Source organism: Providencia sp. PROV197 (assembly GCF_028479625.1).
Taxonomy (GTDB): Bacteria; Pseudomonadota; Gammaproteobacteria; order Enterobacterales; family Enterobacteriaceae; genus Providencia; species Providencia vermicola.
Genome location: NZ_JAMPNZ010000004.1, coordinates 1 through 20,146, shown reverse-complemented (window position 1 = coordinate 20,146; position 20,146 = coordinate 1). Strand labels below are relative to the sequence as shown.

23 protein-coding genes are annotated in these 20,146 nt (G+C 37.0%); 17 read left to right on the top strand and 6 right to left on the bottom strand.

Going from position 1 to position 20,146, the window contains the following annotated elements; all coding sequences use genetic code 11:
• Window positions 1-75 precede the first annotated feature (75 nt).
• From PR808_RS01930 to PR808_RS01905, 6 genes are all read left to right on the top strand, one after another.
• A complete protein-coding gene (locus tag PR808_RS01930; RefSeq protein ID WP_272538593.1) occupies window positions 76-255 on the top strand; it encodes a hypothetical protein in 180 nt (59 codons plus the stop codon).
• Between the two features lie 83 nt (window positions 256-338).
• Window positions 339-1,736, top strand: a complete 1,398-nt coding sequence (locus PR808_RS01925) for a YcjX family protein (protein ID WP_206084068.1) — start codon at window positions 339-341, stop codon at window positions 1,734-1,736.
• Window positions 1,733-2,788, top strand: coding sequence for a YcjF family protein (locus PR808_RS01920; RefSeq protein WP_206084069.1), 1,056 nt, complete (start codon window positions 1,733-1,735; stop codon window positions 2,786-2,788). The genes PR808_RS01925 and PR808_RS01920 overlap by 4 nt, the downstream gene beginning before the upstream one ends.
• Before the next feature lie 237 nt (window positions 2,789-3,025).
• Window positions 3,026-4,585 (top strand): transcriptional regulator TyrR, encoded by a 1,560-nt coding sequence (gene tyrR / locus PR808_RS01915; RefSeq protein ID WP_206084070.1) that lies wholly within the window; start codon window positions 3,026-3,028, stop codon window positions 4,583-4,585.
• A gap of 5 nt (window positions 4,586-4,590) precedes the next feature.
• Window positions 4,591-5,022: a hypothetical protein gene (locus PR808_RS01910; RefSeq protein ID WP_272538592.1), complete on the top strand. Its 432-nt coding sequence runs from the start codon at window positions 4,591-4,593 to the stop codon at window positions 5,020-5,022.
• Between the two features lie 225 nt (window positions 5,023-5,247).
• A complete protein-coding gene (locus PR808_RS01905; protein ID WP_206084072.1) occupies window positions 5,248-5,622 on the top strand; it encodes an ATP-binding protein in 375 nt (124 codons plus the stop codon).
• 90 nt (window positions 5,623-5,712) lie between these two features.
• On the opposite strand, the gene tpx is transcribed toward PR808_RS01905, so the two are convergent.
• Window positions 5,713-6,216 (bottom strand): thiol peroxidase, encoded by a 504-nt coding sequence (tpx, locus tag PR808_RS01900; RefSeq protein WP_272538591.1) that lies wholly within the window; start codon window positions 6,214-6,216, stop codon window positions 5,713-5,715.
• Window positions 6,217-6,865: 649 nt separating this feature from the next.
• On the opposite strand from tpx, the gene PR808_RS01895 reads away from it, so the two are divergent.
• On the top strand, window positions 6,866-8,488 hold the full coding sequence (locus PR808_RS01895) for a peptide ABC transporter substrate-binding protein (protein ID WP_272538590.1): 1,623 nt from the start codon (window positions 6,866-6,868) through the stop codon (window positions 8,486-8,488).
• A 357-nt stretch (window positions 8,489-8,845) separates the two neighbouring features.
• A complete protein-coding gene (zntB, locus tag PR808_RS01890) occupies window positions 8,846-9,829 on the top strand; it encodes a zinc transporter ZntB (RefSeq protein WP_206084075.1) in 984 nt (327 codons plus the stop codon).
• Window positions 9,830-10,090: 261 nt separating this feature from the next.
• On the opposite strand, the gene ttcA is transcribed toward zntB, so the two are convergent.
• A complete protein-coding gene (ttcA, locus tag PR808_RS01885) occupies window positions 10,091-11,005 on the bottom strand; it encodes a tRNA 2-thiocytidine(32) synthetase TtcA (protein ID WP_206084076.1) in 915 nt (304 codons plus the stop codon).
• A 274-nt stretch (window positions 11,006-11,279) separates the two neighbouring features.
• Here ttcA and PR808_RS01880 point away from each other — a divergent pair, with 274 nt between their 5' ends.
• The gene (locus PR808_RS01880; RefSeq protein ID WP_206084077.1) at window positions 11,280-11,426 is read left to right on the top strand and encodes a hypothetical protein; all 147 of its coding nucleotides are present in this window, start codon (window positions 11,280-11,282) and stop codon (window positions 11,424-11,426) included.
• 259 nt (window positions 11,427-11,685) lie between these two features.
• Here the strand turns inward: PR808_RS01880 and catA are convergent, their stop codons facing one another.
• The 3 genes from catA to PR808_RS01865 all read right to left on the bottom strand — a co-directional run bounded on the left by catA (window position 11,686) and on the right by PR808_RS01865 (window position 13,782).
• Complete coding sequence (gene catA / locus PR808_RS01875; protein WP_272538589.1) at window positions 11,686-12,327, bottom strand: type A chloramphenicol O-acetyltransferase; 642 nt, start codon at window positions 12,325-12,327, stop codon at window positions 11,686-11,688.
• Window positions 12,328-12,528: 201 nt separating this feature from the next.
• A complete protein-coding gene (locus tag PR808_RS01870; protein ID WP_206084079.1) occupies window positions 12,529-12,771 on the bottom strand; it encodes a helix-turn-helix domain-containing protein in 243 nt (80 codons plus the stop codon).
• Between the two features lie 315 nt (window positions 12,772-13,086).
• Complete coding sequence (locus tag PR808_RS01865) at window positions 13,087-13,782, bottom strand: aspartate/glutamate racemase family protein (protein ID WP_272538588.1); 696 nt, start codon at window positions 13,780-13,782, stop codon at window positions 13,087-13,089.
• A 305-nt stretch (window positions 13,783-14,087) separates the two neighbouring features.
• On the opposite strand from PR808_RS01865, the gene PR808_RS01860 reads away from it, so the two are divergent.
• The 8 genes from PR808_RS01860 (at window position 14,088) to PR808_RS01825 (ending at window position 19,498) form a co-directional block, all read left to right on the top strand.
• Entirely contained in the window at window positions 14,088-14,528 is a 441-nt protein-coding gene (locus tag PR808_RS01860; protein ID WP_206084081.1) for a hypothetical protein, read from the top strand.
• Window positions 14,529-14,908: 380 nt separating this feature from the next.
• A complete protein-coding gene (sra, locus tag PR808_RS01855; protein WP_206084082.1) occupies window positions 14,909-15,097 on the top strand; it encodes a stationary-phase-induced ribosome-associated protein in 189 nt (62 codons plus the stop codon).
• 230 nt (window positions 15,098-15,327) lie between these two features.
• Entirely contained in the window at window positions 15,328-16,107 is a 780-nt protein-coding gene (locus PR808_RS01850; protein ID WP_272538587.1) for a YaeF family permuted papain-like enzyme, read from the top strand.
• Window positions 16,108-16,437: 330 nt separating this feature from the next.
• Window positions 16,438-17,361 (top strand): Gfo/Idh/MocA family protein, encoded by a 924-nt coding sequence (locus PR808_RS01845; RefSeq protein WP_272538586.1) that lies wholly within the window; start codon window positions 16,438-16,440, stop codon window positions 17,359-17,361.
• Window positions 17,362-17,446: 85 nt separating this feature from the next.
• Window positions 17,447-17,884: a VOC family protein gene (locus PR808_RS01840; protein ID WP_206084085.1), complete on the top strand. Its 438-nt coding sequence runs from the start codon at window positions 17,447-17,449 to the stop codon at window positions 17,882-17,884.
• A gap of 114 nt (window positions 17,885-17,998) precedes the next feature.
• Entirely contained in the window at window positions 17,999-18,427 is a 429-nt protein-coding gene (locus PR808_RS01835) for a universal stress protein (protein WP_206084086.1), read from the top strand.
• Between the two features lie 128 nt (window positions 18,428-18,555).
• Complete coding sequence (locus tag PR808_RS01830; RefSeq protein WP_206084087.1) at window positions 18,556-18,891, top strand: hypothetical protein; 336 nt, start codon at window positions 18,556-18,558, stop codon at window positions 18,889-18,891.
• 169 nt (window positions 18,892-19,060) lie between these two features.
• The gene (locus tag PR808_RS01825; protein ID WP_206084088.1) at window positions 19,061-19,498 is read left to right on the top strand and encodes a universal stress protein; all 438 of its coding nucleotides are present in this window, start codon (window positions 19,061-19,063) and stop codon (window positions 19,496-19,498) included.
• 53 nt (window positions 19,499-19,551) lie between these two features.
• Here the strand turns inward: PR808_RS01825 and PR808_RS01820 are convergent, their stop codons facing one another.
• A complete protein-coding gene (locus PR808_RS01820) occupies window positions 19,552-19,845 on the bottom strand; it encodes a DUF5339 family protein (RefSeq protein WP_225818277.1) in 294 nt (97 codons plus the stop codon).
• Between the last annotated feature and the right edge of the window lie 301 nt (window positions 19,846-20,146).

Below are 20,146 nucleotides of genomic sequence, written 5' to 3'. Positions count from 1 at the left end.
TAGCCATCACAAAAAGGGGTGAGGTTTTGACCAAATCCCTTTTATTTTTGTGTATAGGAAATTGGGGTACACAATATGCCGAACATACCGCATCAGCAAATTAAAAAATATGCAAAACAACGTATTTTAGCGAAAGCGTTTAAGCTTCTTTTTGTGTTCTTACTCACATATGGCCCCGCAGGCCTAGTAGGGAGAGTCATCAAATTGTTGAGCAGCAAATGGATAATTAACCTGCTCATCAAACGTTTAAGCTAATACAGTTTGTTTTATGCCAAATTATTGCGCAAAATAATAAGTAAGTTTAAGCGTAATTTCTAACGGTAAGTCTCGGGAGGAGCATGAAACGCCTGCAAAATGAATTGACGGACTTGATGAACCGAAGCGTTGATCGTCATGTCAGACTGGCAGTAACGGGGCTAAGTCGTAGTGGTAAAACTGCGTTTATTACTTCGCTGGTTAATCAGTTATTAAATGTGAATACAGGGGCTCGCTTGCCACTTTTTTCAGCGGCAAGAGACAAGCGGTTATTAGGTGTAAAACGCATTCCTCACCGTGATTTATCTGTACCGCGTTTTGCTTATGATGAAGGAATTGCATCCTTATATGGTCAACCCCCTGAGTGGCCAACACCAACCCGTGGCGTCAGCGAAATTCGTTTGAAATTACATTATCGCTCTGATGACTCTTTTTTGCGCCATTTTGTTGATAATTCATCCCTATATTTAGAAATTGTTGATTACCCAGGTGAATGGTTGCTAGATCTGCCGATGTTAGATCTCAGTTTTATCGATTGGTCAGAGCAAATGAATATACTGATCAAGGGGAAAAGGGCGCATTTAGCCCAAGATTGGTTAGCCCTATGTGAACGATGTGACCCATTAGCGCCAGTTGATGAAAATTTATTGGCTGAAATTTCTAAAGCCTATACGCAGTATTTAGTTGAATGCAAAGCACAAGGGCAACATTTTATTCAGCCAGGCCGCTTTGTTTTACCTGCGGAATTGGATGGTGCTCCAGCCTTACAATTTTTCCCTTGGCCAAATGTGGCAAAATATGGGTTAAAAACCTTGGCTCAAGCAGGAAAGAATACTAACTTTGGTGCATTACAACAGCGTTATCAATATTACTGTGAACATGTGGTGAAAGGGTTTTACCGCGACTATTTTCAACGGTTTGATCGTCAAATTGTCCTTGTTGATTGCTTGCAGCCATTAAATAGTGGGCCAGAAGCGTTTAATGATATGCGGATGGCTCTGACGCAATTAATGCGTAGTTTTCATTATGGGAAACGTACGTTACTGCGTCGTTTATTTTCCCCATGTATTGATAAGCTGTTATTCGCTGCGAGTAAATCTGACCACGTCACCCCTGATCAACATGCGAATTTAGTGTCTTTACTGCAACAATTGGTACAAGAAGCGTGGCAACATGCTGCATTTGAAGGTATTAGTATGGATTGTATGGGACTAGCTTCCATTCAAGCAACAAAAAGTGGCGTTGTGGATTATAAAGGAGAAAAGTTGCCTGCATTAAAAGGTGACCGTTTAAGCGATGGGCAACCATTAACGTTTTACCCTGGAGAAGTGCCTAAACGTTTACCGACGGAACAATTTTGGCAACAGCAAGGTTTTCAATTTGAAAACTTTAGGCCACAACCAACACCGATTGACCAACCCTTACCCCATATACGCATGGATAGCGCGTTAGAATTTTTGTTGGGAGATAAACTAAAATGAATGAACCAATAAAACAACGCCTTGATTTTGCTGATGGCATGACTAAAGAAACTGCAGAAAAACTGAAACAAGCACATGTCTTTGATGACCAGGAATTTGACAATTTTACGCCTATCGAATTAGACACGGAGCAAGAAGCCCAAGATGGGGAAGTTGAAAGCCTGATTAATGAAGCGTTAAAACCTAAGCGTTCTTTTTGGCGTAAGCTTATCGGGACAGCAGCGGGGATCTTCGCTGTTAGCGTAGTTGCTCAGTTGGGTATTTGGATCCATCAATCATGGGTGATGCAAGATTGGACAGCATTAGGCACAGCATCAGCAGGTGGCTTGATTGTTATTGCAGGAGCAGGTTCTATTGTCGGGGAATGGCGTCGTTTATATAAATTGCGTGAACGTGCGGAGGAACGGGATTTTGCTCGTGAATTACTGCATAGCCATGGCATGGGAAAGGGGAAAGACTTCTGTGTAAAATTAGCTAAACAGTCAGCATTGTCTGCGCAACATCCCGCAGTTCAACGTTGGCAAAGTATGCTACATGACTCGCATAATGACCGCGAAGTGGTTGAATTATATAGTCGGATGGTTCAGCCAATCCTTGACGAACAAGCACGAAAAGAAATTAGCCGCTGTAGTGCTGAATCCGCCATTATGATTGCGGTGAGCCCATTAGCGATTGTCGATATGGCGTTTATTGCTTGGCGGAATATTCGATTAATTAACCGTATTGCGGCAATTTATGGTATTGAGTTAGGTTATTATAGCCGTATTCGATTATTTCGTATGGTATTGATAAATATTGCATTTGCGGGAGCTTCAGAACTCATTCGTGAAGTTGGAATGGATTGGTTATCGCAAGATATTACTGCTAGGTTATCTACCCGTGCGGCACAAGGAATTGGAGCTGGGTTATTAACGGCGCGCTTAGGGATTAAGGCTATGGAACTGTGCCGACCGTTACCTTGGATTGAAAATAAGCCACGACTGGCTGATTTTCGCCATCAGTTAATTGGTCAGTTAAAGAGCGTTATTCCAAATAAAAAGGCAAAAAGCTAAGGTTTTTTCGATGGCAGGGTGAGTTGACAGTTTTTGCTCACTCTGCAGCATTATTTATTAATATTGTAGGTAACCCCTCCTAAAATGAATGAAAAGTGGGCGTGCGTACCATTTTATTCGGTTAATTTTAATTGAGTTACAGTGTGTCAACAATTTGTGACACAAACACTGTCTTCTCATTGCGATTAACGTTAAAATAATCCCATCAAATCGACTTTTTAATAAGGTTTCCTCCCAATGCGTCTCGAAGTGACTTGCCAAGACCGAATTGGTTTAACGCGTGAATTGCTTGATCTTTTAGTTCTACAAAATATTGATCTTAAAGGCATTGAAATATCCCCACAGCGTCGCATCTACCTTAATTTTACGCCTGTCGATTTTCAGGTATTTAGCTCGTTGATGGCTGAAATACGTCGAATTAATGGCGTGTTGGATGTACGTCGCATCTTTTTTATGCCATCAGAACGTGAACACAAAGCAGTATGGGCATTATTGAATTCATTCCCTGAAGCGGTTTTATCTATCGATAATAAGTTAAATATAGAATTGGTTAATCCAATGACATTGCAGTTATTTGGTTATGATGAAACCAAAATACGGGAAAAAACGTTTTCTCAGCTGATTGGAAATAATGGCTTAGTGCGTTGGTTTGAACGTGAATCTCCAGAACCATACAGTGAAAAAGTGACGATCAAAGGCCAAGACTATTTGATGCAGGTCACTCCAATTATTTTAGCGGATGAAACGGGTAAATCCCATTGTACAGGGGCTGTTTTGCTGCTTAAGTCGGTCGCTATTTTGGATAAGCAACGTCAGCAAGTGGTAGACGTGGATAATAGCGGATTTGAGCAAATCATTGCTGTGAGCCCTGTGATGTCAAATGTCGTCGAACGTGCAAAACGCATTGCGATGTTGGATGAACCATTGTTGCTGGTGGGAGAAACAGGAACAGGGAAAGATATTTTAGCTAAAGCTTGTCACTTATACAGTGCCAGAGGCAAAGAGCCATTTTTAGGCTTAAATTGCGCCTCAATGCCTGACGATGTGGTTGAAAGCGAGTTATTTGGCTACGCCGCAGGGGCATACCCAAATGCTGTCGAAGGGAAAAAAGGTTTTTTTGAACAAGCTAATGGCGGTACGGTGTTGCTGGACGAAATTGCCGAAATGTCACCACAAATGCAGATTAAGTTACTGCGTTTTTTAAATGATGGAACCTTTAGGCGTGTCGGTGAAGAGCGTGAAGTGAAAGTGAATGTGCGTGTGATTTGTGCGACACAGAAAAACCTTCCTGCACTTGTCGCAGAAAAGAAATTCCGAGAAGATCTTTATTATCGTTTAAATGTATTAACACTGACGATCCCGCCTCTTCGTGAGCGAAAAGAAGACCTACTTCCATTAACAAAAACGTTTGTTGCTAATTTTTCAAAAGAATTACATGTCGCAGAACCCAAATTAGCACCTTCATTAATTGAATATTTAAGTAGTTATTATTGGCCTGGTAATGTCCGCCAATTAAGAAATGCGCTGTATCAAGGCCTAACAGAGCTTGAAGGTAGCACTTTAGAGGCAGGTAATATTCAATTGCCTGATGTGGTAAATACGCCTACTCTTGCTTTAGATTCATTGAATGGTTCTCTGGACGAAATAACTAAACGGTATGAAGCGTCGGTGTTATCACGTTTATATCGTGACTACCCGAGTACGCGTAAATTAGCAAAACGCTTGGATATTTCTCATACAGCAATTGCCAATAAACTCCGAGAATATGGCCTTAATGCAAAAAAAGAGCAAGATTAAATAAAATGAATAAATATTTAATGTTTATATTTGCCACAATTTTTTGGGGTGCGAGTGCTTCTAGTCAGGCTAATACAACTATCCCAAATGATGGATTGAATAAATATTGCCAAGATGAAGAGCAAACCATGGATGAAATCTATGAAAATGGAGCCTTGACTAAGTGTTATTTTGCGGGAAGCTCTTTATCTGAGGCGTATAAACACTATCGTAGTGGGTTAATTGAAGATGGTCAGTTATTCTTAGCTGAAAAGTTAGTCATCAAAAAAAATATGGCAATGCCTTGCCCAGTAGAAGGATGCATTGCCATTAATTACCGTTGGGATGGCGATAAAAAATTAAATATTGTTCAGGAGTTCGAGGGTGGTGAAACACACTTACAATTTACGCAAGATAATCAAGGTACAACGATAGCGATAACTCAACATATGGATTAATTTTCTCTTCAATAACACAATGGTGAGTAAGTGGAGAAGGACAAGGTGCCTGTTTTAAACTCTTTTCGGCTTATTTTTGCAGTTTATCTCTTCTACACTTTCTTGCTTGAGTAAACTTTGAGCAATCTCCTTGCTTGTTGACTATTTTTCCTGCTATATAACATAGACAGCTGCTGTATTGGGTTCTTATCTTATTTAATGGGGTTAAGCCTACAAGGAGTTGCCATGGATCAATTCACGATTAATTTTGTTGTCAACCTTAAGCTACGCGAGTATATGGGCCAATGTCATTACAAAAATGATATGTTTGAGTCTGCGGCGTCAGCAGCAGAGCTTTATTTAATGAATAAAGCTGCAGTTAAATACTTAGCGAAGAAAAACCGTTTTACATGGGAAGTTTTGGTTAAGAATGGCCATAAGCCCCGAGATTTGATTATTGATATTCTGACATCTTGTTGCCCTGTTACACAGGATCAGGCGCTAAAAATCTTAAGTACGTTATCCCACACATTGATTAGTTACATGAAAGGTAACCCGCTATTTGTTAATGTTGTTAATGCTAAAAATCACCACCCTCTGTATTGGGCGTATGTTGATTAATGTGATAACTATTGAAAGATAAAATTGAGATACAAGAAAGCGGGAAATTATCCCGCTTTTTTATGTTAGAAGCTCGATAATCAAATAAGCTTATTTCAGGCTATTTAATGCGTTATCGTAGTCAGGTTCTTCAGTAATTTCAGATACTAATTGGCTATAAATGACTTTGTCGTTTTCATCTAACACAACGACAGAGCGTGCGGTTAAACCTTTTAATGGGCCACTTGCAATTGCAACACCATAATCATCAGCAAAAGAAGGGCTACGGAAAGTGGATAATGTGACGACATTATCGAGGCCTTCAGCACCACAAAAACGTGCTTGAGCAAAAGGCAAGTCAGCAGAAATGCACAGGACAACTGTGTTATCAAGGTCGTTAGCAAGTTGGTTGAATTTACGAACAGAGGCCGCACAAACCCCTGTATCAACGCTTGGGAAAATATTTAATACTTTGCGTTTACCAGCATATGTTTCTAATGTGGCTTCGCTAAGATCTTTTGCGACTAAAGTAAAAGGTTTTGCTTTTGTGCCAGATTGCAAGAAAACACCATTAACTGCGATATCATTACCTTTTAATTTAACTGTTTGCGACATGAATTTTTCTCCCGTTTATAAGTTGTATCAGTGCCAACTTAACCAGTTTCTTAAGGAAAATCTTTGCGATAAAAGGTTTCCATTCAGGCTAAATTAGACCTTTGAGTTTTACATTCTATTAATGACCAAAATAAACTGTATACCGAAAAAACTAACTGTATACCTTAACGTATATGCGGCGCAAGGACGTTACTTGTATGGCTGGTAAGTTTCTCACAGTCAGCGATTATACAACTGACAATCGCTAGCCGAGTTTACGTTTTTTATTATATTGTCTTTTAAAATACATTATTGAGTGTAACAAAAGTAAGGTTATAAGTATCGGTTTCTTTAGTGATCATCAGTTTATCAGCACAATTATAAGGGGATGGACGAATGTATCAGAGGGCTATAACAATTAAAGTAAGCCATCTATTGAAAAATCGTACCAAAGATTAATTTGTTATTCAGTAACCGCATTCATAAATTAAACTGGATGTATGGATTTTTAAAACATGAAAGCATATGATGCAAAAAGGAAAACATTCCACTTTGTATGGGTGTACCCACGATAAATTCGGTAGTGCTGTTAATGCGTTAGTCTCTTTTCAATACTGTGTCGCTAAACATTTAGCTGATTTCGTTTATATTAACAAAGATAGAAAATAACATGCATAAACCTTCATTCTCTCCTTTAGCTGTATTGTTCGCTTCACTTTTTCTTGCTACACCGGCTATTAGCGCAATTATTCCAGCTGGGACAATTTTAGCTGATAACCAAACCGTAACTCGCCATTTGAAAGATGAGCCCGCGTCATTAGATCCCATTAAATCAGTCGGGTTGACCGAAGCACAAGTCATGCGTGATTTGTTCGAAGGCTTGGTGAACCAAGATAGCCATGGCAAACCTATTCCTGGGGTTGCGCTCAAATGGGAGACCGCAGATAACCGTATTTGGACATTTACACTCAGACAAGATGCTCGTTGGTCAAATGGTGAACCTGTAACAGCCGATGATTTTGTCTACAGTTGGCAGCGTTTGGTGGCACCTGCAAATACATCTCCTTTTGCGTGGTTTGCCGCATTGGCTGGGATTAATAATGCGCAAGATATTATTGATGGCAAACTATCTGTGGATCAGTTAGGTGTGGAAGCGGTTGATAAACACACATTAAAAATTGTTCTTAATAAGCCAGTCCCTTATTTTCCCTCTTTAGCTGCAAATTTTAGTTTATACCCAGTTCACCGTGGGACTATTGAAAAATTAGGGGCGGATTGGATTAAAGTAGGTAATTTAGTCGGTAATGGCGCTTTTACGCTAGCTGACCGCGTCGTAAATGAAAAAATTGTTTTAACCCAAAACCCTTATTATTGGGATCACAAAAATACAGTTATCACCCAAGTCACATTTGTTCCTATTAACCAAGAGTCCCATGCGACAAACCGTTATTTAGCGGGGGATTTAGACATTACAGAGTCATTCCCGAAACAACGTTATCAAAAATTATTACAAGATATTCCTAATGAAGTGTTTACACCTGACCAATTAGGGACTTATTACTATGCTTTTAATACACAACGTGCGCCAACAAATGATGTGAGGGTAAGAAAGGCGTTATCAATGGCAATTGATAGACAATTAATTGCTAATAAAGTATTAGGAACAGGTGAAAAACCTGCTTACTATTTTACACCTGATGTTACGGATGGTTTTAAACCTGAAAAAGGACTTTATAATAGCCATTCGCAAAAAGAATTAGATCAACAGGCGAAAATATTATTACAAGAAGCGGGTTTCGGACTTAACCATCCCTTAGAACTGACTTTATTGTATAACAGTTCAGAAAATCACCAAAAAATTGCCATCGCTATTGCTTCAATGTGGAAGAAAAAATTAGGGGTGAATGTCAAATTAGTGAATCAAGAATGGAAAACGTACATCGACAGCCGTAATACAGGGGATTTTGATGTTATCCGAGCATCTTGGATTGGGGATTTTAATGAGCCGTCAACATTTTTATCGCTTTTGACATCACAGCATAGCGGTAATATTCCAAAGTTTAATAGCCAGCAATATGACCAAGTGATGAACTCTGCAAGTATAGAAACCAATGCACAATTGAGAAACCGTTATTACAATAGTGCAGAAGCTATTTTAGCGAAAGAAGCACCTATTGCGCCGATTTATCAATATACTAACGCACGGTTAATTAAACCGTGGCTTAAAGGGTATCCTATTGAAAATCCAGAAGATGTAGCATATAGCCACAGTTTATATATTATTAAGCATTAATTTTAAATGCGACTAGCGGCCTGTATTGTATATGGGCCGTTTTTATTTTTTGAAAAAAACTCCTCCCACTGGAGAATGGGAAGGAGGACCAAAAAGGAATAAACACTACGCTTTTATCATAAAAAATTTATAGGCGAGTTTATTGCTCGTTTGTGTCAAATTAGTGATGCTTATTTAACAAAAATGGCGCTTTTATTTTATCAAAGCTCATTTGATTATATTTTGTATCTTGTTGATTTCGTTAATTACCTACGAATAGCTACGTGAATAGCATTATCAAACATTTCATTGAAATTATTGCAATATTTCCTCTATTCTATTAAAAATAACTTATTATTTATAAAAGGGAGATATTGCATGGCGTTGGTTTATGGTTCGTTATTTGAAAACTCAAATCCTGTACATGCATTTCAATTAAATGGAAATGGGGGCCTGCTCCCGATTGATGTTAATGCGAGTGCAACGCAGCAATGTCCATTTTGGCTTCATTTTGATTATAAAGACCCAAAAAGTTTTAATTGGATCCAACAATCTGAGTTATTTAATGACCAAGTTAAATCGGCGTTGTCAGGGCAATCAGGGCGCTGGCGGTTAATTCGAGTTGGTGATGGTATATTATTGACATTACAAACCTTAAATACCAATACAGGGCAACGTCCAGAGCAACTTGTCGCATTCCGTGTATTTATCAATAACCGTATTATTATTTCAAGCCGACACCGTAAAGTGAATTCGTTGGACTCTGTTATTGATGATCTGAAAGAAGGGGTCGGAGCACAAAGTACAGGTGATTGGCTTGTTGAAGTGGCAGATTCTATCACAGATGAAATTAGTGATTTCACGGATTCTTTGCATGAACGCTTGATTGAGCTTGAAGATGTCATATTAAATGGCGAAATTCCTGAACGTGGTGAATTAGCATTATTACGTAAGCAAATTATTGTTGTTCGTCGTTACATGGCACCACAAAGAGATATGTTATCTCGCCTAACGGCAGAAAAGTTACTTTGGTTGGATGATACTGATCGTCGAAGACTTCAAGAAATTTCAGATAGATTAGGCCGATGTATCGAAGATTTAGATGGCTTTATTGCACGTACCGCGATCATCTCTGATGAAATTACTAATATGATGACGGAGATGATGAATCGCCGTATTTATACGATGTCACTGATGGCGATGATTTTTTTACCGACGACATTTTTGACGGGGCTATTTGGTGTTAACTTAGGCGGGATACCTGGAAATGAATTTCGTTTTGCTTTTAGTGTATTTTGCGTATTACTTGCCGTTTTAATTGGAACGGTGCTGTGGTGGCTACGAAAAAGCCGCTGGCTCTAAATTTGATGACTTATTTTGTATAACCAGACCTAGTTTGAGATAAATCAATAAAACTAATGGAGTTTTAGGGCACTATTACTTCCGCAGGTGAATGCAACGTTGAGCGATGAACGTTGTGCTCCATAATTGTAGTTTTTCTCATATTGAGTTCTTATACAGAATAATTGACCACTGTAATGCCGATGTAATTTACATCGGCTTTTTTTTGCTTAAAATCTGATAGCAAAAAAATAACCTCCAGTTAGGAGGCTATTTAACGGTTTATTTCACTTCGACAATATCCAAGCGCTGCGTAGTAAAATCGGGTGTATCATCTTCATCAATGAAAGGTTGTGTTGGTATATCTTCTCGATCAAAGGCTAAATCACCGCCAGCGATAACGTCATCACCATGCGAAATGTTTTTGAAATCAAATAGTTCAGTGTCACATAAGTGAGAGGGAACAATATTTTGTGTTGCACGGAACATGGTTTCAATCCGGCCTGGATAACGTTTATCCCAATCACGCAGCATTTCTTTAATCACTTGGCGCTGTAAATTTGGTTGTGAACCACACAAGTTGCAAGGAATAATCGGGAATTCTTTCGCTTGAGCAAAGCGTTCAATATCTTTTTCACGGCAATAAGCGAGTGGGCGAATAACAATATGTTTTCCATCATCACTCATCAGTTTTGGTGGCATGCCTTTTAGTTTGCCACCATAAAACATGTTTAAGAACATAGTTTGTAAAATGTCATCACGGTGATGCCCTAATGCAATTTTGGTTGCACCTAATTCCGTTGCTGTACGGTACAGAATGCCACGACGCAAACGTGAGCATAAAGAACAGGTTGTTTTTCCTTCAGGTATTTTTTCTTTCACAATTCCGTATGTATTTTCTTCAACAATTTTATATTCAACACCTAAATCATCGAGATAAGCTGGCAGAATATGCTCAGGAAAACCTGGTTGCTTTTGGTCAAGATTAACTGCGACTAACGAAAACTGAATAGGCGCGCTTTTTTGTAAACTTTGCAAAATGGAAAGTAACGTATAGCTATCTTTCCCACCAGATAAACAGACCATGATACGATCGCCATCTTCAATCATATTGAAGTCAGCAATAGCTTGCCCAACGTCACGGCGAATCCGTTTTTGCAATTTGTTTAAGTTGTACTGTTCTTTATTGGTTGTCATTCTATAAGATTCTGTTGCGGATTGTTATTTATGTTGCTGATAGATAGTAGTTTTATAAAATTTAATTAGTATTTTTATTGTTTTTTATAAATCGCTATTAGCAAAAATCTGTGAAAAGAAGCACATAATAACAGAATCGAGGGGGGGAGTGATACTTGTTAGTAAAAAGACATTTTTAACATGTGAAACTTATTCTATAAAAGGTGTCATTATCGTGTTTATCTGATTGAATAATGGAAAGTTGCCAATTAGGCTAAGGTAAAATGGAGGAAATATGCCAGCAACGAACCCTGTAGATCTTATTGCGTTAACACTCGCAAATACCATAAAAATGGTTGTTACCCCAATCGATTATGTATTCCAAAGTGGGGCTGTCGGAGATGTGCTCTATATTAGCTGGCTTCTTATTGGCGAGTTGTAGAGATAATAATTGTCTGAAAGTACCATCTAAAAAAGGAAGCATACTGCTTCCCTTGAGGTTGTTGACAAAGCAGGATAAAAGCGTGGTTTTTCCTGCTTTGTGTTATCAGCCAAAAATCAATGAATTGATTTTCCTCGTCTATTTTCAAAAACAGTCCAACCTGCAGTCAAATCTAATCGATTTGTCAGTAGTCTGAAGGGCAGCATACTGCTGCCCTTGCTTATCTGTATGATTGAATAATAACACTAAGATCGTTCAATTAATCCGCTAATTGATTGCATAACGTTTGTAATTCATTCACGAATCGGCCTACATGAAACCCATCGCAGACAGCATGATGTACTTGAATTGAAAGGGGTAATAGTATTTTATTACCTTCACGATAGAATTTCCCCATTGTAAAAATAGGTGTGAAATTGCTGGCGATATTGGCAATATTCAAATTAAAACTGTCAAACGAAACCCAAGGCAATGAAGAAATATAAAAAATATTTTCTGCTTGCACTGGTTGAGGGGCTAGTTTGTTATCATCTTTATATAATGCTAGCTGAAGATGATAATTATCCATAAAAATATGAATATTATCAGAATGTTCGCACCACAAAGAGGAGAATGTTTCTGTTTGATTATGAAAAATAGTGAAACTGGGGTGTACTTTGTCCCATAAAATAAGCTCATTGTTTTTTTTAGATAGTTTAAACTCATCGTGTTTATTCACTATGGATGAGAGTAAGTAAATCATCGTAGGATAAAAGCGATAGTCACGTAATGATATAAAACTATATAGCGATGTTATGTCAATTTTTGCTGTTAGGCTGAACCCACAGTTTACTTGTTCATTATAAACATGGTAGTGTTCTTTTCGTTGCCATGCTTCAACGTTGAATCGAGTATAACTCATTGTTTTTCCCTTCTAATAATTAATAAATAACGTTATTAGAAGGGCGATCTTTCCGCTTTTGAAAACAACATATATTGCCTCGCAATAATCATGAATAGTTAATACTATATTAATAGAGCTACACATATTGTCGAGAATAATATTCGTTATATCAAAAAAAGAGCATGTTTGATGCGACCATCAATCTTTAATTCGCATAATTTAGTGATGCATTTCAGGATTAAGATAAATATTGAATAATAAGTTTAAATCAAGGTTAAAGATTTTTGACAATATGACAAGGTCGTCAATGAATATTGATAATGAGCCATCTTCATACCTAAGATAGGTAGCTTCAGGAATGGAAATATTTTTCGCCATTTCTTGAGGTGTTATTTGGCATTCTAAGCGTTTTTTCTTAATGAAATGTCCTAAAGCTATATTTCCTGATTTTTTGTTTGTCATAATGATTTCCCTAAAGTTAAATTTACGTCGATTATCATGGATAAAAACGAATATTCAATGGGAAAAAATCTGTAAATTAAATAGACAAATAAAATTGTATAATCAATGTTAAAAATCTTTGAAACTAATAAAAATATGAATTAGTCATTAAAAGATTTTAATCTAAATAATTTAATGAAGCTAAAATATATAAATATAGATTTTTATTCTGAATTTGAATCTGGATATTTTTTTGGCCTATGAAAAAAGTGATGAATAGTAAGATACTATCTTGATTTTTTTTATTTAAAGATAGTACCTTCACATGTTTTTATATTAAATTGATAATGCAATTTCGACAGTTTTTTCTGCATGAATAGCCGTGGTATCAAAAACTTTTACTGTTGTATCATTGAGGCTAACCAGTAATGTAATTTCAGTACATCCTAAAATGATACCTTCTGCGCCTTGTTGGACAAGATATGACATAATTCGTTGATATTCTTTTTTAGATGACGGGAGAACTTTTCCTAGACACAATTCATTATAAATAATGTCATGGATAATCTTTCTATCGTCACTATTAGGTGTTAGTACATCCAATCCATATTGCTTGGCTAACCTATCTTTATAAAAAGATTGCTCCATAGTAAACGCGGTACCCAATAGACCAACTTTCTTTAATCCTGCCTGAACAATACGTTCACCAGTGGCATCGGCGATATGTAATAATGGAAGGTGTACATGAGATTCAATCTCATTAGCAACCTTATGCATTGTATTGGTACATAATACAAGGAAGTCTGCACCAGCAAGTTTTAAGCGTTTTCCTGCATCTACTAAGCACTGAGCAGCAAGATCCCATTGACCATGGGTTTGATAGTGCTCAATTTCAGCAAAATCAACGCTATATAGTACAATTTTAGCAGAATGTAAACCACCCAAACTTTGCTTGATGGATTCATTGATTTGTTGGTAATAAAGTAATGTGGACTCCCAACTCATTCCACCGATTAAGCCGATTGTTTTCATTTGAAGACTCCGAATAAATGATTTAGCTGAGGTGCTCACTATACTGATAATTTTTATATATGCACAATACAAGAACATCTATGAGTGAAGAAATACTGGTGTTATAGAGATGTAACTTATTAGTTGGATTTACTTCAAAGTTTAGCTTAAGTTGTATTTATTTGTGGTGTTAGCATTAATAAATGTATGGTTATTAATGTATGTAAAAGTAAGCATATTTATTTAAGGAAAGTTGTAAATATTATTTACGTTTTAATGATGGATTTTAGCTGATATAACGTTATCATCATGAATGAATATACGTTATGTCTACACTTAATGGCGACAATAAAATGAATTTTTTTAAAGCGATCATTGCAATACTTATTTTTGGCGCTGCATTTTTACTCGGTACATTGTACATGAAGCCCACACAGCTAAGTTTAGTTGAGCAAGTAAAAAAAAATGTAAATGATGTTCTTGCTTATCCACAAGCTGCACAATTCAAAAATATTGAATACCATTTTTCGCGCTACACTGAGGATAACGGTAAGGTGGGCTATGTTTGTGGGGAAGTGTTTCGCTATAAAAATGATAAACCAGACGGATATAAACGGTTCATTGTAAAAGCATACACTCGCGATGACGATTCACGAATGGATATCTCTATTCCCTTTGTTGAAGGTGGTCATGAAATTTTATTACCAGAACAAGTTAATCGGATTTGGAACGAAAAGTGTTCTAGTCCTGCATCTCCTTTAGTGTAATTAAATGCGTGCTAAAATGTTGATTAGCAGGCCTGCTTAATTCTATTTTTTATACAGTATTGGGAGTGATGCATTTAAAACAATAGGGTGCTCAATTAGTGTTAATAACAGACGTTGCATAGATAAACAGAAAATAATATCTACCGAGGTGAATTTTTTACCACAGATATATTTATACTGCTCTTGTTTGATTTTTGTTTCAAAGTGAAATTAATAAGTTTAATTACATTAAATAACATTAAATTGCTGCTATACTAGTTAGGTTACATTTTGTTTTATATTTGATGTAAAACAAAAAATACCCTTGTGGTCAACGATGACTATATTTTTTATATTCATTAAATTAATGAATTTAAATTGACTAGTATAAGGAGTCGATAATGGTTAGTAATAACAGTGCACGTCGCTTATTAGGAATGCCTTATAAGCAAAGTCGTTCTAAAAAAAATATTCGCGTATCAATAGGTTCAAAAGAGAATAAAACTGTTGCTATTCAAAACAATAAAGCGACGGAAAAGAAAACATACCATTCAGTAACGGTATTTTACCCTGAATATGTGGTGAGTTAACTGAGAGTATGTCGCCCTCTAGTATTGACTAGAGGGTTATAGATAGCTAAATGCTATAAATTGTCCTCCAATATTTATTTTTGCCTCCCATCATTACATTCTATTCAAATTTTGTGATCACGATTTTCAATTTAAGTCTCTTTTATAATAAGTGATAGTCATAAATAATTTTTGACGATAACATGAGTATTCCATTAAAAAATGTAGAATAGAATGTTGGGTGTTTTAGAATGAAGTTTCAATTTTTGCTTTTGTTTGTATTTTATTTTTTTCTCTCAGGGTGCTCAACTCAATTTAAATCCGATGAAGAAACTAATCGTTTCAAATTCAGTATTCAACATGCGAATACTGTACCTATCAAAGATACAGTAGAGCCTTTGTCTGTCTCAGATATGTTACCTGGTGATATCCTATTGTCATCCGCTACAGGGTTGAATTCTTGGGGGATTCGGTTGTTTAGTATCAGTGGTGTAAGCCATGCCTCTATTTATTTAGGGCTTGGGGAAGTTGCTGAGTCGGTTGGTAGTGGTGTTAGAATCATTACGTTGCAACAAGCCGTTAAAGATTCAAACAATATGGTGGTATTAAGGCAGGCTGGGTTAACCTCGTTTCATGCGGATAAGCTACGTGAATTTTCAGTACACAACAACGGAAATAAGTATAACTATAAAGGTATTGTGATGATAGCCCCGTGGATGATCACTAAGCGGGTATGTGAATTACCTTTAATTGGTGAAACTGTGCGTAATTTTTGCTTGAGCACCTTAGCAAAGGTCCAACTAGGGGATGATATTGACCAATCGAACGGCTTCTTTTGTTCGCAGTTTGTCCTAGATGCTTATAAATATGCAGGCATACCGTTGTTTGAAGGAAATTCATCATGGATCACCCCTGCTGATATATTGCATATGCGTACAGACGATGTACCAACATTTATGCCAACTCAGCGCTTACTATATGTTGGTCACTTAAAGTCATGGAGCTTTAGCAGCGCGATACGAAAGCAATAACAACATGCTGAAGAATAAAAAAAGGCCAACAACTAAGTTGGCCTGCTAAACTGGAAGCAATGTGAGCAATGTCGTTTGTGACAAACCTGAGTGATTTACTCAAGTATTCACGAGGTAAAAGATAACCATTCTCATTTAATAAATCAACCCCTTTTTTTGTATTGCTACTCATAGCTTTTTCATGACGGAATTGCCTTTTATTTCAAATAAAACAAATAATTATGTTTTTGTCTGTTATGTTATTGAGTTTTTCGACAAAAAAATTTTTAAAAAAAATTATAATAATGAGATGATTTCCGACTAGATAAATCACTTAAGAGCGAAATTAAGATGGGTAGATTAAAGATTGGAGTCGTAGGCCTAGGGGGAATTGCGCAAAAAGCCTATTTGCCTATTTTAACTAAAGAAGATAATTGGCATTTAGTTGGCGCATTCTCGCCAAATCAGGCAAAAGCTAAATTAGTCTGTGACAGCTATCGGCTCCCTTTATTTAGCTCCATTGATGCTTTGGCTGCTCAATGTGATGCTGTTTTTGTTCACAGCGCGACTGCGAGCCATTTTGAGGTGATACAACGCTTGTTGCAAGCGAATGTGCATGTGTATGTAGATAAACCACTGACTGAACAGATTGTACAATCTGAACAATTGATTGAATTAGCGCATCAACAACAAAGAACCTTAATGGTGGGGTTTAATCGCCGATTTTCTCCTTTCTATGTCGCGTTAAAACAAAACACGCAACACTTTTCTTCTATTCGTATGGATAAGCACCGCATCAATAGCATTGGGCCTAAAGATATGGCCTATACGCTGTACGATGATTATTTACATGTGATTGATACAGTGCTTTGGTTAGGCGGTTTTGAGGCTGTTTTGAAAAGTGGCAACATTCAACAAACTCGTAATGGTGAATTATTCTATGCAGAACATCACTTACAGGCGGGTGATTGCTGGCTAACGACTTCGATGCACCGTAAAGCAGGTAGCCAGCAAGAACAGGTCACGGCTATCGCTGAAGATGTGCTTCACCAAATTACCAATATGAACCATTGGCGCTGCGAAACGGCGTCAGAGATCCGTGATAAACAACCTGGCAACTGGGATTCTATTTTGGTGCAACGTGGTTTTGATGGTGCTGTTCGGCATTTTATCGATTCAGTCGCAAACCAGACACAACCCATAATCAGCGCAGAGCAGGGAATTATTGCTCAGAGAATGGTTGAATCTATGCTGTTACAGTTGCAAAATGACTGAATAAAATAAAATGGCGAGCGCTAAAGGCAGGTGTTTTGTTCGCTATGTTTAATAAGGTCGGATGATACATTATTGAGGTCACACCATGTTAGATTTACACGATAGCTCGGATGTATTGTTTATTGCTGGATTTGGCCCAGTTGTAGCGGATTTCGAAAAAAGTCAGCATTTTTATTTAGATGTTTTAGGGCTGCCATTGAAACCGATAGAAAATGGTAGCGAATATTTGATCTGTGAGCCTGAACATCTTGATGGTGTTAAACATTTTGCACTTTGGCCTTTAAATCAAGCTGCGCAATCGTGTTTTAACAAAGACCAATGGCCTGCAGATATTCCTATTCCACAAAGTTGGATGGAATTTGAAGTTTCAGATATTGAAAAAGTGACTCAGACTTGCCAAGAACACGGTTATCAATTGTTGGTTAATAACCAAATGGAGCCATGGGGACAAACTGTCACCCGTTTATTAAGCCCAGAAGGCATGTTAGTAGGTTTAACAATCACTCCATGGTTACGGGAATAGTGTTTGAATTTGTCGCTAGAGATCTCATTTATCTTTATGAATAAGAGACATTTATAAGTAATTGTTTATAATTTTGTTGTAGAGCTTAATTTTAACATTTATTTAGGAGGGGTTATGTATAAAACGATTCTGGTCCCTATTGATTTAACTGAAGACGAATTAACCAGTAAAGCGGTTCGCCATGCGGTTAATCTAGCAAAACAGTCCGGCGCGAAAATTCACCTAATTCATGTCTTGCCTATTTCCTCTGCAATTATCAATGCATACGCGTTAGGTTATATGGAAATAAAAGATCGTGCGACGGTAAAAGCGGAAGAAGACATGAAAATGTTGATGGATTCGATTGATTTACCTCATGAAGATGTGAGTTACACTATTACCTTTGGTTCCCCACGTGATGAGGTTATTAATACAGCCAAAGATATTGAAGCCGATATCATTGTGGTTGGTTCTCGCCGTCCTAATATTACGACTCACCTGTTAGGTTCAACAGCAGCGGGTATTGTCCGCTACGCAGAAACATCCGTACTTGTTGTTCGTTAATGAATAAGAAAAGAGCCTACACTATGTTGTAGGCTCTTTTTTATTTATATTGATTAAGTTATGGGCTTAATTGTGCTTAATTTTATATTTAATCAGTTTAGCTAATAATAAGGTTTCACTAAGTTTATATGGAAAAATTTTCGAAAGAATTACTGCGTATTGAGCATTTTGTTCTCAGGGTAATACGCTTTTATTTATTGGCTCTTTTGGTTTTTTTTCTTGGATTATTGCCTGGTATTATTGGTTTTTATTTTATTGAAGGGCATTCCATTGTTGAATCGATGCTAAATGCACTATCAATGCTGAGTGGCCAAGCTATTGAGCCAGCCCCTATAACCCAAGGCGGTCGTTTTTTTATTGCGATTTATGGCTTATTTTTACAAAGCGTTTTTATTATTAGTATTGGGCTGATTGTAACCCCGTTTATTCATCGTCTTTTGCATAAATGGCATTTAGAGGAATAAACTTTTTGCAGTAAAAAGTAGGGAGCTTCACAGCTTTTTAAGTATAGCGATACTATACTTTTAAAGGCTTAATGATAATTATTCACCCGCAATACCGAATAATCAAATCGTGAAAATGAACAACAATACGGTTTGAAAATGGATAAACACAATTAATAAGGGGCATCGTATGTATAAAACAATTTTGGTTCCTGTGGACATATCTGAAGATGTTTTAACAGATAATGCATTGAAACATGCGGTCTATTTGGCGAAAATTTCGAATGCAACAATTCACTTATTTCACTCTGTTCCTGATGTTTCAAGATTTTCGATGAGCTATAGTTATCACTATGATTTATTGTCTTCATTTGCAAAAAAAGCTGTGGAACGTTCGGAAGAACAGCTCAAAGAAATTATTGAAAAAATCGATTATCCTTCAGATAAAATTACTTATAAGGTGGAGTTTGGTTCTCCAAGGGACAAAGTTTTAGCGGAAGCTGAAACTATTGATGCTGATTTAATTGTTATTGGCTCTAGAAACCCAAGCATTTCAACACATTTATTAGGTTCGAATGCATCTGGTATTGTTTCTTATGCGAAAATATCGGTGCTTGTCGTTCGCTAAAATAAAAAACAGCCTGGTTTCAGGCTGTTTTTTTAGAATATATGGAAGATGGATTATTTTGTTTTAACCGCTTCTTTGGCTTGCTCAATTGCTTTTAGTGCCTGGCTACAAGCTTGCTCTTGAGCATCATCAGGGTAACTAGCGAGGGCTTTTTTCGCCTCTTCTAACTGAGATTTCATCAGTGCAATTTGCTCTCCCGCATTGGCTTCATCTTTATATTGTTCTTCAGCTTGTTTAACAAGTTCGTTCATTTCTTTAAAGTAGGTATCACATGTTGCACCTGCATTCGCATTAAAGGCAACAACAGCCATAAATAACCCACATGCAATCGGAAGAGTTTTTTTCATCGTATTTTCACTTTCAAAAGTCACAATAATATCAGGATAACATTCCATTTTAAAAAACGCATCACTCAACTTTTATTAATATTTTAAGTGATAATAATTTTAGACATATTGAGATTATTCCTGCACAACAAGTTATAGAATAGCATATTTTGCAAAATACAAATGATAATCATTATTGACTGGTCTCAAATAAAAAGTGTACACTCTAGTACACTTTGATGACATACAGTGAGATTATTATGCAGAATAAAATTATGGTGGACACAAACAGTTGGCCTGTTTGTATTATGAACGCCTTCCC

What these genes read in the sequence shown, in the direction of transcription:
- PR808_RS01850 (WP_272538587.1), top strand. Translation starts at nt 15,328, where the DNA reads ATGAAGTTTCAATTTTTGCTTTTGTTTGTATTTTATTTTTTTCTCTCA.
- zntB (WP_206084075.1), top strand. Translation starts at nt 8,846, where the DNA reads ATGGCGTTGGTTTATGGTTCGTTATTTGAAAACTCAAATCCTGTACAT.
- PR808_RS01930 (WP_272538593.1), top strand. Translation starts at nt 76, where the DNA reads ATGCCGAACATACCGCATCAGCAAATTAAAAAATATGCAAAACAACGT.
- PR808_RS01870 (WP_206084079.1), bottom strand. Translation starts at nt 12,771, where the DNA reads ATGACAAACAAAAAATCAGGAAATATAGCTTTAGGACATTTCATTAAG.
- PR808_RS01920 (WP_206084069.1), top strand. Translation starts at nt 1,733, where the DNA reads ATGAATGAACCAATAAAACAACGCCTTGATTTTGCTGATGGCATGACT.
- PR808_RS01840 (WP_206084085.1), top strand. Translation starts at nt 17,447, where the DNA reads ATGTTAGATTTACACGATAGCTCGGATGTATTGTTTATTGCTGGATTT.
- PR808_RS01880 (WP_206084077.1), top strand. Translation starts at nt 11,280, where the DNA reads ATGCCAGCAACGAACCCTGTAGATCTTATTGCGTTAACACTCGCAAAT.
- catA (WP_272538589.1), bottom strand. Translation starts at nt 12,327, where the DNA reads ATGAGTTATACTCGATTCAACGTTGAAGCATGGCAACGAAAAGAACAC.
- PR808_RS01865 (WP_272538588.1), bottom strand. Translation starts at nt 13,782, where the DNA reads ATGAAAACAATCGGCTTAATCGGTGGAATGAGTTGGGAGTCCACATTA.
- PR808_RS01845 (WP_272538586.1), top strand. Translation starts at nt 16,438, where the DNA reads ATGGGTAGATTAAAGATTGGAGTCGTAGGCCTAGGGGGAATTGCGCAA.
- PR808_RS01860 (WP_206084081.1), top strand. Translation starts at nt 14,088, where the DNA reads ATGTCTACACTTAATGGCGACAATAAAATGAATTTTTTTAAAGCGATC.
- PR808_RS01820 (WP_225818277.1), bottom strand. Translation starts at nt 19,845, where the DNA reads ATGAAAAAAACTCTTCCGATTGCATGTGGGTTATTTATGGCTGTTGTT.
- PR808_RS01910 (WP_272538592.1), top strand. Translation starts at nt 4,591, where the DNA reads ATGAATAAATATTTAATGTTTATATTTGCCACAATTTTTTGGGGTGCG.
- PR808_RS01830 (WP_206084087.1), top strand. Translation starts at nt 18,556, where the DNA reads ATGGAAAAATTTTCGAAAGAATTACTGCGTATTGAGCATTTTGTTCTC.
- PR808_RS01835 (WP_206084086.1), top strand. Translation starts at nt 17,999, where the DNA reads ATGTATAAAACGATTCTGGTCCCTATTGATTTAACTGAAGACGAATTA.
- tpx (WP_272538591.1), bottom strand. Translation starts at nt 6,216, where the DNA reads ATGTCGCAAACAGTTAAATTAAAAGGTAATGATATCGCAGTTAATGGT.
- PR808_RS01925 (WP_206084068.1), top strand. Translation starts at nt 339, where the DNA reads ATGAAACGCCTGCAAAATGAATTGACGGACTTGATGAACCGAAGCGTT.
- sra (WP_206084082.1), top strand. Translation starts at nt 14,909, where the DNA reads ATGGTTAGTAATAACAGTGCACGTCGCTTATTAGGAATGCCTTATAAG.
- PR808_RS01895 (WP_272538590.1), top strand. Translation starts at nt 6,866, where the DNA reads ATGCATAAACCTTCATTCTCTCCTTTAGCTGTATTGTTCGCTTCACTT.
- ttcA (WP_206084076.1), bottom strand. Translation starts at nt 11,005, where the DNA reads ATGACAACCAATAAAGAACAGTACAACTTAAACAAATTGCAAAAACGG.
- tyrR (WP_206084070.1), top strand. Translation starts at nt 3,026, where the DNA reads ATGCGTCTCGAAGTGACTTGCCAAGACCGAATTGGTTTAACGCGTGAA.
- PR808_RS01825 (WP_206084088.1), top strand. Translation starts at nt 19,061, where the DNA reads ATGTATAAAACAATTTTGGTTCCTGTGGACATATCTGAAGATGTTTTA.
- PR808_RS01905 (WP_206084072.1), top strand. Translation starts at nt 5,248, where the DNA reads ATGGATCAATTCACGATTAATTTTGTTGTCAACCTTAAGCTACGCGAG.